Raw genomic sequence first — 13492 nt, forward strand, 5'->3', positions numbered from 1 at the left:
TTTCATTTTCCTTTGACTAAATTATGGGAGATAATCTTTAACCGCAAGAAATAGTAGTCCTATATTGGTTAATTTATAGATAAAGACGTCCTAATTTATAAATAAGGACAATTATTTTTAGTTTAAATAATTGACTATTAATTACTTGTGTTTTTGAAATTAATTTTTCATTATTATTTTATTTTATGATATATAAATTATTATTTGGGGTATTTTCATTATTTTTGGGGTAAATAAATTGCCCATTTTAAACAGCAATGCAATTAAAAAAATACATATTTTACTTTTTACTTCTCTTTTTTGTTTTTCTGCATGAAAATCTGAAGGCTCAATCGTATGATGAATTGAAGAAAAAATATGAAAATATAGAAGAAAGTGACGAAAGAGCTTTTGGTGTAATCAATGTGTTAATTGCAAAGGCAAAAAAAGAAAAAAACAATGATGAGTTGATGCGGGCATATGAAGATGCAATCTATTACTCATCGACTACTGATAAAAAGTTAATGTATTCCGATAGTAGTATTGCAGTTGCTACAAAAACATTGAATAATGATTTTATTAGCAGAGCTTATCTAGTTAAGGGAACAATCTATTACTTTAATTTAAAAAAATACAAATCTGCTTTAGATGAATACCTAAAGGCTTATGAATATTCAAAGAAAGGGAGTAATGATTATCAGAAAAGCCAATTAATCTATTATTTAGGGGTTGTTAAAAGCTATTTAGGATATTATAATGATGCTTTAGGGCTCTTTAATGAATGTATTGCTTATTTTGAGCCTAAGACAATAGGAAATCTGCACCCGAATGAAATTTATAATAATAGTCGGGGATATCTTAATAGTCTGCACCTTGCAATTGTCTGTTATATTCATTTGGGCAATTTTGAAAAAGCTAACTTTTTAACAGAGAAAGGGTTAGAGTTTATCAAAAGAGATAAAGTGAACGAATACCCGTTGGAGACTAGCTATCTGTTGAAGTGTAAAGGTATTTCCGAATTTCATGAAAACAAGTTTGATAAAGCGATTCAAACTTTTGGGCAGGCGATTCCTGTTTTGGAAGGCAATAAAGATTTTGCCTGGGCTTCAGTTGTTGATTTTTATATAGGTAAAAGTTATTTAGGTCTTCATAAAGAAGATGAAGCTGTACAGCAATTTAAAAAAGTTGATTCAATATTCCAGAAACATAATTTCATATTGCCAGAATTAAGAGAGAATTATGAGCTTCTGATTAGCTTATCGTAGGCATAATGATCCTAAGGGAGAATTATATTATACTAAAGTATTATTAAAAGCTGATGGAATACTAACTCGGGATTTTACTTATCTGTCTTCTAAAATACATAGAGAATATGATACTCAGAATCTTGTAGATATTCAGAATAAATTGGAGAACCAGAATAAATGGGGATTGGGAATGATTATACTCTTGTGTATAATTGTGAGTGTATTGGTTTACAATGTTTGGAAATATTATCAGAACGAAAAGAAAATCAGGACAAAATATAGAAAACTCGAAGATAATCTTCAATATCATGAGAATGAACCATCTTCAGTCCCGTATGAGAATCTTTCTTCTCAAAGTAAATCTACAATGAGCGAAGATGTTTATAAAGATCTTCAGGATAAATTAGAAAAGTTTGAAAAAGAAAAACAATTCCTTGAAAAAGGAGTTACACTAAATAAACTTGCGGGTACCTTCGAAACAAACAGTACCTATCTTTCTCAATTTATTAATGAGACAAAAGGTATGAACTTTAGTAGATATTTAGGAATTTTGAGAATAAATTATATTACACAGCTGATGTATGAGAATGAAAAGTATCTCAACTATACCATTCAAGGGTTATCAGATGAGTGTGGAATAGCCTCAAGGCAGAATTTCTCCGATTTATTTCAGGAAATTAATGGACTTCGCCCAACTGAATTTATTAAGAAGAGGAAAAAAGATATAGATGAAATGAAATCATCTACAAATGAATAAACTATAATGAAGCCTAGACAGAAATTTAAACCTGTTTAGGCTTTTTTGAAATATAGCTTAAATACCACCATATAAGAAGAGGTAATGCTATTGCCTGAAACATTAAGATTGCTAATGACAGGCCGTCTTGTAATTTATTTGTATTTGCTTTTATAAAGAGTTGTGATCCAAGCGGACCACTTGAGAAAACAACAATATTAAAGAAATTCCATCCGAAGTGTAAGCTAACAGGCAAGTAAAGGGATTGAGTTTTAGTAAAACTATAAGCTAATGCAAGACCTAAGATTGCTGTCATTAAGAATACAATAACCATCTGTACCGGATTACCAAAGGCATTGTAAGAAAATAAATGATAGATACCAAAGGAAGCTGCGGATAAAAGACATGCAGTTTTTACATTCAATTTCCTTGTTAGCAAATATAAAATAGCACCTCTGAATATTAGTTCTTCAAATAATACTGATTTAAAAGTCCACCAGTTACTTTTTAATATGGTTGTAAAAGAAATTTGTTTATTTAATATCCAACTGTTATCTGCGGGATATGTTTTCAATACATGATAGAGTATACAGCATGTTCCGGATAATAATAAACCGATACCTGCATTAATTAATCTGTTTTTTGATGGAAGAAGCCCTAAAGCTTCGAGATTAGTTTTTGCAAACAACCAAAGTAAAAGCCACGAAATAGCCAATTCTATTATAATGCCAACCATATTGATTTTATCTTGTGGATTACATGTAAATATAATGAAATCAGATATTTAAAATTTATTTTTTTAAATGTTACTTTTCATTTTTTATACTCAATATTATTTCAGAAATAAAACCCTGAAGTAAATTCAGGGTTTGCTTTTATATCCAGGATTTTAATTCATAAGCAGCTTGCCAGAAATAGTATTCCATTTGTGTTGCTGTAATAAAGGCTTCGGTCATTCTGGTTCTGTTTTCCGGAGTTGTACTTTCAGCTGCTTTATCACAGATTTCAATGGCCTGCTGAACAGCGATAGCAAATTCTTCACCCGCATAAGTGTCGATCCATTTTTTATAAGGATTAGCTTCAGATTGTCTACTTCCATAAATATGGTCACCTACCTTCTGATAAATCCAGAAACATGGCAAAACAGCAGCCATTCCAATTTCTACAGCATCTAATGCAGCGGTACTTTTCAAGAAATGAACGTAGTGATGGCAAACAGGTTGCATTCTTCCTTTTTCAGTAACATCAAAATCTTTAAAATAAGATTCGTGTAATGCATTTTCTACAACAATAGCATTTTCTGCAAAACGGATAAAGGAAAGAACATCCTGAATATTATATGCTCTGGCACCTATGAGTGCGAGAGCACGTCCAAAATGCTCAAGATATAATGAGTCCTGAGCCATATAAAACTGGAATTTTTCTTTAGGGAGATTTCCTTTTGCCAGTTCAGTAACAAAAGGCATGTCTAGTATAGATTGATAATATTTTTCTATTTGCCTCCATGTATATTCAGACCATTTCATGTATAATTAATTTTTGAGGGTTAAAAAAATGATTAAGTGGGCCATTTCCTTTACCTATTTCTATGTCTTTGCCGTTTTTAATAGCATCAAAAACATATTGTTGCCCCATAGAAACGGCGTCGTGTAAATCTTTACCCTGTGCTATGTATGCCGCAATAGCAGACGATAGGGTGCATCCGGAACCATGAGTATTATTCGTTTTGAATTTTTCAGTTTCAAATGTGTATACCCTTCCGGTTTTATCAAAATATAATGAAGTTATCATATCTGTTTCCTGATGTCCACCTTTTAGCAGAATGCTTTTGCAACCCATATTCAGTATTTTTTCACCAGCTATATACATATCGTCCAGTGTGCATACTTGTATATTTGCCAGAATTGATGCTTCATCCATATTGGGTGTTATAACATCTGCGATAGGAAATAACTTCTGGACAAGAGCTGCAATCGTTTCTTCTTTTATAAGATGATGTCCGCTTGTTGCCACCATTACAGGGTCAAATACAATCGGTATTTTGGCGTATTTGCTCAGAGTATTAACAATGGTATCGACTAGTTGAGGAGTATGTACCATGCCTATCTTGATAGCTGCCGGAAAAATATCATCCAATATTGCTTCAATCTGATCAGCTACAGCTTGTTCTGGAATCGAATATATTTTTCGTACGCCCTGTGTATTTTGTACCGGGAGAGCGGTTAATACAGATGTTGCGAAACAGCCCAGGGCAGAAAAGGTTTTAATATCTGCTTGAATCCCGGCACCACCACTGCCGTCAAATCCGGCAATGGTTAAAACGGAGGGGCTAGTATATTTTTTCATTTTAAAATTTTGTTTTTGAGTTCATATGCGGCTTTTTGAGGATTGTCTGCACTGCAAATGGCAGATACAACAGCAATACAGTCTGCACCTGCTTGTATAATTTCGACTGCATTTTTGGCTGAAATATTTCCAATAGCGACTAATGGTTTTGTAGTTACAGAACGGATTCTGGCAATACCGTCTAATCCCCATTCCGTCACTGTATCGGTTTTGGTTGCGGTAGCAAATACAGGGCTTATACCCAGATAATCTGAAAAATAAGTCTGTTCATTAGAAAGTTGATCGAAGTATTCAATAGAATAACCAATAAGTTTGTCTTTCCAGAAGTTCTGTTGTCTGAGCTCTACGGGAGAAATATCATTGTTTCCTACATGAATACCCGATGTATTTAAAGCTTCAGCAACTTCAGCATTATCATTTATAATTAACGGAATATTATATTTATCCGTTATCTCCTTTAGTTGTTCAGCCTTTCTCAGAAAATCTTCAGTTGAGCAATCTTTTTCACGGAGCTGAATAATATCGGTTCCACCTAAGATAGCTTCTTCAGCAACTTTAAGAAAGTTTTTTTCTTTACAAGCTTCTTCTGAGATTACTAAATACAGTTGGTATGGAAATAAAGAATTGATACCCATAATCAGGATATCTTTATATGAGTCATAAATTCCTCTTTGGTAATATTGTACAACTTATCGATAAGGTTTATTTGTAAGCTTCCGGGACCATTACTTTCCTGTACAGCAATTTCTCCAGAAATTGCCAGCAAAGCCATTGCTGCAGCTACAGCTTCCGTTTTATTTTCAACACAAGCTATAAAAGCACCTATTAATGCGGATGCAGAGCAACCTAATCCGGTAACTTTTGTCATTAATACATGCCCGTTTTTTATAAATAGAGATTTTTCTCCGTCAACAATAATATCTGTTTCTCCGGAAATGCAGATTATAGCTCCATATTGTTCGTGGAGATTTTTAGCAGCATCTATAGCTTCCAGGCTGGCAGCTGTACTGTCCACACCTTTGGTTGTTGCTTTATTTACTTTTGCAAGTGCAATAATTTCGGAAGCATTTGCACGAATTACAGTTGGATGGTAATTTAATAATTGGCTGAGGGTTTCATCCCGAAAAGAAGATGCTCCGGCACCCACGGGATCCAGCACCCATGGTCTTTGAATAGCATTGGCTTCTTTTGCTGCAATCAACATCGATTTTATCCAGATTTCATCGAGAGTTCCGATATTGATAACCGAAGCCGAAGAGATATTAACCATTTCTTTTACTTCAGCTAAAGCATGGGCCATAATAGGTGAGGCTCCTACAGCCAATAATGCATTAGCCGTATTATTCATTACAACAAAATTGGTAATGTTATGTACAAGTGTGGACTTTTGTCTTACTGACAGAATGTGTTTCCAGAGTATTTCTTCCATAGTCATTTATTAAACTGGCTTTAGGGAAATATCCGAAACAAAAGTGATAGCTCGAGGAGCCTTCTTTTTACTTTTCCCTACGTCGGTGTAAGCCGTATCAGGTTCAAAGGGACTCTCTCAATTCTTTTCAGAATACCCCTAAAGCGTACACAAATGTATAAAACTTTTTACAGATCACCATTTACAGTGACATTAAATAAGGTAAATATTTTGTAATGAATTAAGCTATATCTTTGCACAATACAAGAAATGATTTATGAATCATGAAGGAATTGTACTTTCCGGTAATACTTTAGTCCTGTTATTAATACTTCTGTTATTAATAGTAACTGGATTTCTAATCTATAAAGTAAGGATATTACAAAAAGAAAAAATAGCCTTATCAGAAGAGAAAAAAGTACTGAAGAACAGGCTTGGTAATATTCGACTGGATTATATAGAGACAAAGCTGAATCCACATCTTTTCAAAAATATTCTGAATTCTGTTCAGTCCCATGCTTATCAAACCTATGTATCTCTTGATAAATTGTCTGGAGTGTTGGATTATATATTGTATGAAAGCAGCGAAAAGTTTGTAACTCCTGAAAGTGAACTGGACTTTACGAGTAATCTGATAGAGATCAATAAAATAAAGGTCAATCCATTATTTGACTTTAGAATAAAAGCTCAGATTGACAAACAGGATCCTGTGTACAAGGAAAAAGTTTTAGCTCCGCTGATTACTGTAGATTTCATTGAAAATGCTTTTAAACACACAGACTTTCTCGCGGATGACTCTTTTATTTTTGTCTTACTTTCCTTAAAAGGTGGAGTATTAGAAATAAAAGTTGAAAACAGAATTTCTCCTAAATCTCCTTTGCAAAAGGGAAATAGTGGTTTTGGTGGAGAATCCCTGGAACAGAGGCTGAAAATGCTCTACAAAAAGAAATTTTCTATAAGTAAAGATATACACAACAATGTATATACAGCATATTTAAAAATTGATCTCAATGACAAATACAATCAGGTGCGTTATACTAGATGATGAGCTTCTTGCTATAAGCTATCTCAAGCTTCTTTGTGAGCAAATAGAAGGCGTAGAAGTGGTGCGGGTATTTAATAATCCGAGATACTTCCTCGATGAGATTAATGATATCTATTGTGATTTGTGTATTCTCGATATAGAAATGCCGGGACTAAACGGACTACAGGTTGCGGAGCTTATTTCCCATAAGAAGATTATATTTACAACTGCTTATAAAGAATATGCTGCCGAAGCTTTTGATCTGAATGTTATAGACTATGTAAGAAAGCCTATAAAGAAAGAACGCCTACAACAGGCATTTGCAAAAGCTAAAGAATTTGTGGAAACACCAAAGAGCAACTTTATAGAATGGAATACCAATCTTGGAAAAAGCCGAATTTTCACAGATCAGATTGCTTATATTAAAACATCTGAAATAGATAGCAGGGACAAAGATCTGATTCTGGATGACGGGACGGGGATTATTCTGAAGAATATCAATTTCAAAACACTATTGGAAATGCTTCCGGAAAAAGACTTTTCACAGATCAACAAGAAAGAAATTGTAGCACTAAAGTCTATAAAAGTAGTTTCTGTTAACGAAATTATTACCAATATTTCTGAAGATGGAGAAAACTTTGCCAGATTACATATTAGCGAAGTCTACAAGGCAGATCTTCTGGAAAAGCTTGGTAATTAAATGTTTGAGATATTAAGACATATTAAAAAATATTATCCGGAAAATGTCTGAATACGAGATGCGGAAATTTCATTACAAAAAAAAGAGTTTTCACTACATTTTAGAAAAATAAGTATTGAAAATTTTAAATTTCTTTTGAATTTTGCAGATAAGAAATAGTAACATAATGCAAAAGTACAGGAATATTATTTTTTATATCGTAACGATCATATTTTTCTCTGGATTAATGTATTGGTTTTTTATAGAAGGTAAAACTTTAGAGGTTGGAGAAAACATTATATCAAAAACGAGTGGAGGTTCTACATGGGATAATTTTGTAGATTCTTTTATGGTAAATCTGCATCATCCGCTTGCTTTGCTACTGATACAGATTGTGACCATTATTTTGGTAGCAAGACTCTTTGGATGGATCTGTATGAAGATGAGGCAACCTTCGGTGATTGGTGAAATGATTGCAGGTATTGCCCTTGGGCCATCGCTTTTAGGTCTATACTTCCCAGAATTTTCTGCATTTCTTTTTCCAAAAGAATCTTTAGGGAATCTTCAATTCCTGAGTCAGATAGGACTTATTTTCTTTATGTATATCGTTGGAATGGAGCTTGACCTTAGTGTTCTTCGGAAAAAAGCTCACGATGCTGTGGTCATTAGTCACGCCAGTATTATTATTCCGTTTGCCTTAGGAATAGGACTTTCTTATTTTATTTATAAAGAATTTGCACCAGATGGTGTACAGTTTAGCTCATTTGCACTTTTTATAGCCATAGCAATGAGTATTACAGCGTTTCCGGTTCTGGCGAGGATTGTTCAGGAACGGAATCTGCAGAAAACAAAACTAGGGACTATTGTTATTACCTGTGCAGCAGCCGATGACATTACAGCATGGTGTATTTTGGCAGCGGTTATTGCAATTGTAAAAGCGGGCTCATTTGCCAGTTCTATTTACGTTATTATTATGGCAATTGCGTATGTGTTTTTAATGATTAAAGTGGTACGTCCGTTCCTTAAAAGAATTGCCGATTTACAGACCGGAAAAGGAATTATGAGCAAATCTGTAGTTGCCATATTCTTCCTTATTCTTATTATTTCGGCATATGCAACCGAAGTTATTGGTATTCATGCATTATTTGGAGCTTTTATGGCAGGGGCTATCATGCCTGAAAATACTAAGTTCAGAAATATTTTTATAGAAAAAGTTGAAGATGTAGCATTAGTTGTATTGCTTCCTTTGTTCTTTGTTTTTACCGGATTAAGAACAGAAATAGGCCTTCTGAATCATGGACATTTATGGATAACAGCCGGATTAATTATCTTAGTTGCCGTTACCGGTAAATTTATAGGAAGTGCACTCACGGCAAAGTTCCTTCGTATAGGCTGGAAAGATAGTTTGACTATTGGCGCTTTAATGAATACCCGTGGGTTAATGGAGCTTATTGTTCTGAATATTGGATATGATTTGGGGGTTCTAAGTCCGGAGATATTTGCAATGATGGTTATTATGGCTTTGTTTACAACGTTTATGACCGGGCCATCACTGGATTTTATCAATTATATTTTCAAAGGTAAAAAATCCGAAAATGAGGAAGAAGCAGAAGATAACGGCAGAAAATATAAAGTATTACTTTCCTTCGACGGACCGGAATCAGGAAGTACATTATTAAGACTTGCTGATAACTTTACCCATAAGATGAATGGTAATAAAAGTATTACTGCAATGAATATTGCTCCGGTACAGGAACTTCATGCTTTTGAGATGCAGGATTTTGAGAATGAACAATTCGAAGCTGTAGTAGAAACTTCTAATGAACTCAAATTACAGATTACAACATTGTTTAAGGCTTCTAATGATGTGGAAAATGATCTTGTAAATATTACCAATAAAGGTAACTATGACCTGTTGCTCATTATGCTCAGAAGATCTATATATGAAGGAAGCTTACTGGGAAGATTGCTAGGCTTTACCACCAAAATAATCAACCCCGAAAGACTACTAAATACGGTAAAAGGTAAGTCTTATATGTTCAATAATTCGCCGTTCGACGACTTTACTTTAGGTATATTAGACAAATCCAATATTCCTGTAGGGATAATGGTTGATAAGAATTTTGAAAATGCCGAAAAAGTATTTATTCCGATTTTTGACCTGAATGATTTCTACCTTGTAGAATATGCAAAAAGACTGATTAATAACAACGACTCTCAGATTATTATTCTGGATGTTGTGGGACAAATCCGAAGAAATACTGAAATCCGTGAGCTGATAAGAAGTATCGAACAGATTGCCCCGAACCATATTACATTGTACAACGAAAGAACAATAGAAAGAGAATTTTTGGAATCTCAGGACCTGATGCTGATTAGTAGTAAAAGCTGGAGAAATCTTATCGATACTAAAAGTCTTTGGTTATCCGATATCCCATCTACTTTGATTATTTCTAATCCCTGATATAGTTTTTTGCTCCTTTTAGTTCGCTGCCTGTTAAAGAATAAAAGTATATTTATGCTTCAATAATATGTGGCAATGGAAATTAATGTAGATAACGGGAGTGTAGTACTTAAAGAATATCACCTGCAGATACAAAAGGGAATGTTACTGTCGGATCTTCAGCAGACAGAATTTTACAAGAATTATAATAACGGAATGCGTGATGTTAAAACAGGTTATTTCTGGTATTATTTTGATGCAGTTGATGTTAAAGGCTATCAGTTGTCTTTTGATCTGTGCTTTCTGGGAGATAAGCTGGACAGAATTTTTATGAATACCCATAAAGAATCAGATGCAAAAACATGGGATGACTGGAGCGAGGAAAAGGAGATGAAAGTCTTTGAAAGAAATAATCAATTTTTATCGATGATATTAGGTGGTAAACCTACAAAAAAGAAGAAAACACCATACCCTAGCTGCACATTTAATTTTTCTTGGGGAAATGCGTGGTCGGTTTATGATCCCAGAAGTGCCAGCAGCTTTATGGGAATAAATTACGATTAATAGGCTACTTAAATTTTATTGTTAATATTCTTCAATAGTTCGTCAGGCTCACTATAAATTTTACTCGGAGTAAAATTGCTTTTTCAAAATATCTTCCTTTTGACAGTGTCAGGCTGAGCCTGTCGAAGCCTATTTTTTTTTGAATTATATTTAGATAGGCTGTGATCAACCTTATTTATTCCGGACTAATTTCAGAAGCTTGTGATATTCTTCCAAAATACTTTTCTGCTCTTCAGCAATATAGTCACTACTAAACGGAGCGCCACAATCCTCACTGTTTAGGATGTGAATAAGCTTGCCGTTTACAAAGTAGCTTCTGTTCTCAGTAATTTCAGACCTATCAAAATCAAAAGCTTCGGTATCATTATTTTCTTTCATAGCCTTTGTATCATAAAAGAGAGGTCTGTTGTATTTATAGTTTTTTTCATAAACAAATGACAATTGTCCGTTTAAAAGGTAATATTCAGTCAGTATTTGTCCACTTTCTCCAAAGATTCTGGTAATAATCTTTTCAAGTTTATTTTTCTGATAATAATACTTTGCTTCTCCGCCCTCAGTAGATTCAAAAAGATCCCGCTGTTTTATTGAATGCCATTTCTCTATGGAATTGATTCTTTTAAAGTTTTCCCGTATAGGCTTTAGTTTGTCTGTAAGATATTCATTAACCGGAAGATCTTCTTTATTGAAGCTAGCCCTGGCTTTTATAATATCATATCGGGTAGTGCCTTGCTTTTCTTTAGAGGTATTTATCTTTGTGTTTTGCGAATATCCCGGATTAAAGGCGGATAAAAAAATAAGTATATAACTGTAGGATAATATTTTTTTCATAGATCGTGTTTTAGATGTGTTTTCTAAGGGTATGAAGATACTAAAATTTACTATTTTATTTCGGGATTATTATGCAGCAGAGATTTTGTTACAACTTACCTTAATTGGGATACTCCGATTGTTTTTGTTCTTTAGAACTTTGTCATGTAAAAAATAACCAAGCATCAGACTTTTAAAATATAAACATCATGCAAACAATATTAGGAGCTAATGGCCAGATTGGTGAGGAACTGGCAAGAGAACTAAAAAGAAACTTTACTTCGGATATACGCATTGTCAGCAGACATGCTCAAAAAGTAAACGATACAGATGAGGTATTTTCCGCAGACTTGTCCATTCGTGAAAAAGCTATTGAAGCAGTTAAAGGTAGTGGAATAGCTTATTTTACATTAGGATTGCCTATAAGTTCTGAGCTTTGGGAAAAGCAGTTTTCACTTATTCTTCGTAATGTAATAGATGCCTGTAAAATTAACGGGACAAAATTGGTATTCTTCGACAATACCTATATGTATCCTCAGGACGATCGTATTTTGACTGAAAGTACAGCATTTGCCCCGGTAGGAAGAAAGGGTAAGGTAAGAAGAGAAATGGCAGAAATGGTTTTAAAAGAAATGCAGTCTGGTGAACTGGATGCGGTTATTTGTCGTGCGCCTGAATTTTACGGTCCTGGTAAAACCCAAAGTATTACCAATACTTTGGTGTTTAACAATATTAAGGAAGGTAAAAAACTAAAAGTACCATTGAGTGCCAACAAAAAAAGAAGTTTAATATGGACTCCGGATGCAAGCCGTGCCACAGCTTTAATTGGTAATACACCAGATACATTTGGGCAGACGTGGCATCTTCCTGTAGAAAAAAGCCACCCAACCTATAAGGAGTTTATCAAAATAGCTTCCGGAATTTATGGTAGGGATTTGGAGTATTCTGTTGTACCAAAGTTTATATTTAGAATTGGGGCTTTATTCAATAAAAAAGTAAAAGAATTATTGGAACTTCTTCCAAGATATGAGCATGATAATATTTTTGATGATTCAAAATTCAGAAAAAGATTCCCTGAATTTAAGGTTACCAGTTACAAGCAAGGAATAGAACAGATTAAAAAAGAGCAGTTTCCAACAACAAAATAAATCAGTAATTTAGTGATAGTTAAATCTGAATATCAATTTATATAGATATGAAAACTCCCGTAAAAGTTTCATCGATAAGTACCCTGCATCAGGTTTTAGGCTTGAAGAAACCTTCAAACCCACTTATTAGCGTATTCAGTTTCGATGATATGAAGCTGGAGCCGGAAACTATTCTTAGTGCGGTGACAACGGATTTTTATACTGTTGTTTTGAAGAAAGACTGCGCTGGCGGAAAATGCAAATATGGACAGCAGTATTACGATTTTGATGAAGGAATTATGTACTTTGTTGCCCCTCATCAGGTAGTGCAGTTTGAAGATGTATTGCTGAATAGTGTAAAAGGATTTATTCTGGTTGTACATCCCGATTTCCTACATGGATATGCATTGGGATCGGCTATTAAAGATTATGGGTATTTCTCTTATGCCGCAAATGAGGCACTGAATCTTTCCGAGAAAGAAGAGAAGTCCATTATGGATATTATAGATAATATAGAAAGAGAAATAGATGCTAACATGGATTCCTTTACACAGGATCTGTTGGTTTCCAATCTGGATCTTTTATTTAAATATTGTGATCGCTTTTATAACCGTCAGTTTCTGACTAGAAAAAAGATTAACAACGATTTACTTTCAAAACTGGAAGCTTTACTGGATGATTACTTCCGAAATGATAAACAGATTGTAACGGGTATTCCCAGTGTTCATTTTATTGCAGAGCAATTACATCTGAGTGCCAATTATCTCAGTGATATGCTTCGGGTACAAACGGGACAGACAACGCAACAGCATATTCAGAACAGATTGATAGAAAAAGCAAAAGAATTGCTGTCTACTACTGAAATGTCTGTTTCCGAAATTGCCTATCATTTAGGTTTTGAACATCCTCAATCTTTTCATCGATTGTTTAAAAATCGCACTTCTGTCTCTCCGCTGGAGTTTAGAGCGTCTTTTAATTAATTTCTGTAAACATAAATTTTCTTCCGAATAATTAAAATGAAATTTATGAATTGAATATTTCCCTGACATAGCTTGTGAGGGATTTTTTATATTAAATAATTGTATTTAAATGTATAAAATAAATTATGTTAAATAGTTTTATGGAAAATTAT

General features: G+C 33.9%; 14 protein-coding genes and 1 riboswitch. Of the genes, 8 read left to right on the plus strand and 6 right to left on the minus strand.

What is annotated here, in order from left to right; translation table 11 throughout:
• The first annotated feature begins 257 nt into the window (after nucleotides 1-257).
• Together BAZ10_RS19170 and BAZ10_RS19175 are read left to right on the plus strand one after the other, a co-directional pair.
• Nucleotides 258-1244 carry a hypothetical protein gene (locus BAZ10_RS19170; RefSeq protein ID WP_245803701.1) on the plus strand — a complete coding sequence of 329 codons (987 nt, stop codon included), beginning with the start codon at nucleotides 258-260 and terminating at the stop codon, nucleotides 1242-1244.
• 142 nt (nucleotides 1245-1386) lie between these two features.
• Nucleotides 1387-1983 carry a helix-turn-helix domain-containing protein gene (locus BAZ10_RS19175; RefSeq protein WP_245803702.1) on the plus strand — a complete coding sequence of 199 codons (597 nt, stop codon included), beginning with the start codon at nucleotides 1387-1389 and terminating at the stop codon, nucleotides 1981-1983.
• Between the two features lie 25 nt (nucleotides 1984-2008).
• Here the strand turns inward: BAZ10_RS19175 and BAZ10_RS00140 are convergent, their stop codons facing one another.
• From BAZ10_RS00140 to thiM, 5 genes are all read right to left on the minus strand, one after another.
• Nucleotides 2009-2698 (minus strand): CPBP family intramembrane glutamic endopeptidase, encoded by a 690-nt coding sequence (locus BAZ10_RS00140; protein WP_078770303.1) that lies wholly within the window; start codon nucleotides 2696-2698, stop codon nucleotides 2009-2011.
• A 139-nt stretch (nucleotides 2699-2837) separates the two neighbouring features.
• A complete protein-coding gene (gene tenA, locus BAZ10_RS00145; protein ID WP_078770304.1) occupies nucleotides 2838-3488 on the minus strand; it encodes a thiaminase II in 651 nt (216 codons plus the stop codon).
• Complete coding sequence (thiD, locus tag BAZ10_RS00150; RefSeq protein WP_078770305.1) at nucleotides 3475-4308, minus strand: bifunctional hydroxymethylpyrimidine kinase/phosphomethylpyrimidine kinase; 834 nt, start codon at nucleotides 4306-4308, stop codon at nucleotides 3475-3477. The genes tenA and thiD overlap by 14 nt, the downstream gene beginning before the upstream one ends.
• On the minus strand, nucleotides 4305-4943 hold the full coding sequence (gene thiE, locus BAZ10_RS00155) for a thiamine phosphate synthase (RefSeq protein WP_078770306.1): 639 nt from the start codon (nucleotides 4941-4943) through the stop codon (nucleotides 4305-4307). Before thiE ends, thiD begins: the two co-directional genes overlap by 4 nt.
• 2 nt (nucleotides 4944-4945) lie before the next feature.
• Nucleotides 4946-5743, minus strand: coding sequence for a hydroxyethylthiazole kinase (gene thiM / locus BAZ10_RS00160; protein WP_078770307.1), 798 nt, complete (start codon nucleotides 5741-5743; stop codon nucleotides 4946-4948).
• A gap of 51 nt (nucleotides 5744-5794) precedes the next feature.
• Nucleotides 5795-5887, minus strand: a riboswitch (TPP riboswitch).
• A 106-nt stretch (nucleotides 5888-5993) separates the two neighbouring features.
• Between thiM and BAZ10_RS00165 the strand changes: the two genes are divergently transcribed.
• The 4 genes from BAZ10_RS00165 to BAZ10_RS00180 all read left to right on the plus strand — a co-directional run bounded on the left by BAZ10_RS00165 (nucleotide 5994) and on the right by BAZ10_RS00180 (nucleotide 10426).
• Nucleotides 5994-6761 carry a histidine kinase gene (locus tag BAZ10_RS00165; protein WP_078770308.1) on the plus strand — a complete coding sequence of 256 codons (768 nt, stop codon included), beginning with the start codon at nucleotides 5994-5996 and terminating at the stop codon, nucleotides 6759-6761.
• Entirely contained in the window at nucleotides 6727-7440 is a 714-nt protein-coding gene (locus tag BAZ10_RS00170; RefSeq protein ID WP_078770309.1) for a LytR/AlgR family response regulator transcription factor, read from the plus strand. The genes BAZ10_RS00165 and BAZ10_RS00170 overlap by 35 nt, the downstream gene beginning before the upstream one ends.
• A 166-nt stretch (nucleotides 7441-7606) precedes the next feature.
• Nucleotides 7607-9883: a cation:proton antiporter gene (locus BAZ10_RS00175; RefSeq protein ID WP_078770310.1), complete on the plus strand. Its 2277-nt coding sequence runs from the start codon at nucleotides 7607-7609 to the stop codon at nucleotides 9881-9883.
• 75 nt (nucleotides 9884-9958) lie between these two features.
• On the plus strand, nucleotides 9959-10426 hold the full coding sequence (locus BAZ10_RS00180; protein WP_078770311.1) for a hypothetical protein: 468 nt from the start codon (nucleotides 9959-9961) through the stop codon (nucleotides 10424-10426).
• Nucleotides 10427-10597: 171 nt separating this feature from the next.
• Here BAZ10_RS00180 and BAZ10_RS00185 read toward each other — a convergent pair whose 3' ends face one another.
• Nucleotides 10598-11254, minus strand: coding sequence for a hypothetical protein (locus BAZ10_RS00185; RefSeq protein ID WP_245803703.1), 657 nt, complete (start codon nucleotides 11252-11254; stop codon nucleotides 10598-10600).
• 188 nt (nucleotides 11255-11442) lie between these two features.
• Here BAZ10_RS00185 and BAZ10_RS00190 point away from each other — a divergent pair, with 188 nt between their 5' ends.
• Complete coding sequence (locus tag BAZ10_RS00190) at nucleotides 11443-12381, plus strand: NAD-dependent epimerase/dehydratase family protein (protein WP_078770313.1); 939 nt, start codon at nucleotides 11443-11445, stop codon at nucleotides 12379-12381.
• Nucleotides 12382-12428: 47 nt separating this feature from the next.
• Entirely contained in the window at nucleotides 12429-13340 is a 912-nt protein-coding gene (locus BAZ10_RS00195) for a helix-turn-helix domain-containing protein (RefSeq protein ID WP_078770314.1), read from the plus strand.
• Nucleotides 13341-13492: the final 152 nt, after the last annotated feature.

Source organism: Elizabethkingia occulta (assembly GCF_002023715.1).
Lineage (GTDB): Bacteria > Bacteroidota > Bacteroidia > Flavobacteriales > Weeksellaceae > Elizabethkingia > Elizabethkingia occulta.